This is a genomic window from Burkholderia sp. Bp9016 (assembly GCF_003857765.1).
Classification (GTDB): domain Bacteria; phylum Pseudomonadota; class Gammaproteobacteria; order Burkholderiales; family Burkholderiaceae; genus Burkholderia.
The window spans coordinates 1-1,072 of sequence record NZ_QTPY01000083.1 but is presented as its reverse complement, the minus strand read 5'-3'; the positions used below and the strand labels follow the sequence as shown (position 1 = coordinate 1,072).

The 1,072-nt window shown below is 56.1% G+C and carries 2 pseudogenes; both read left to right on the top strand.

Features of this window, described 5'->3' with window-relative positions:
* Positions 1–258, top strand: a pseudogene (locus DIE13_RS32525) (hypothetical protein); the annotation flags it as partial.
* Positions 255–1,072 (top strand): annotated as a pseudogene (locus tag DIE13_RS32520) (virulence factor); the annotation flags it as partial. The pseudogenes DIE13_RS32525 and DIE13_RS32520, both read left to right, overlap by 4 nt.

Below are 1,072 nucleotides of genomic sequence, written 5' to 3'. Positions count from 1 at the left end.
GACGTTGCTGTCGGTCGGTGCTATCTGACAGAGGCGCAACTCAAATCGTTGCGCATTGAGGCGGATTGGCGGATGGGGGAAGGTATCCCCGATGACAACCCGAACAAGAAGTACTTCGAATATTTCGCGCGCGGGAAATTTGACGATCTACCGATGCACGAATGGGTACACGTCAAGAACAGCGAAGGCACGATTCCCGACGCGATCAAGGACGAACGCGAAGGCGAGCTCTATCTGAAGGTCGGGGGTGTGATTTGAAAACGCTGATCGCTACGTGGCCGCGACGTGCAGCCATTGCCGCGTCGACATGGATGCTTGTCACCGTGCTCATGGCCACGTTGATGGCACATGTTGAACAACCCGACCCGGCATATTTGGAAATAGGGGATTGGATGAAACGATTCGTTGTCTTGCCTGCCTTGGCCGCCCTTGCGGTGTTTATGTTCACCACGGCCATGATGCGTCCTGCACAGGCCACGCCCACCCCGGAGCTTGCAGGCAACGCCGCGCGAGCAGTAGAAGAACCGGCGATGCCGTTCGTCGCGCAGGTTGTCGGCCTGATGTGGTTGAATCCTTTGCAGCGTATGGACTATCCAACCGAATGGCAATTGTTGTGGACGCAAGGGCTTACCACACCGAACAAGAATGACGACATGGTTCGCACGGATCCGAAGTCCTTTACGACACTGCAATCGGTTGCGGGTATCGCATACGGCAACGAAGGCGAAGAAACCTTCAAGGGCTTCTACCACAAGTACATGTTCAAGTTCCCCCTGCTGCTTAGCTCGCGCTATTCCGCCAACCCAAAATATTTCTACACAGTGGCCCCCGCCGATAAGAAACACTGGCGCGAACTGGCGGGAATTCGTGTCGAGCTTGCGATTCCGGATCGACTCGAACCCGACGACTCGCGAAGCTACTTGAGCGATTCGATTCGAAAGACGTTTTCGATCGGAAACACGTACTTCCCGAAGATGTGGAGCAACCCCACGCCTCCCGATGTGCACATCACCCAAGGCGGTGCGAACGCCGGCTTCACGTCGCTGAACAACGCGCTGGACTACTTGCAGGC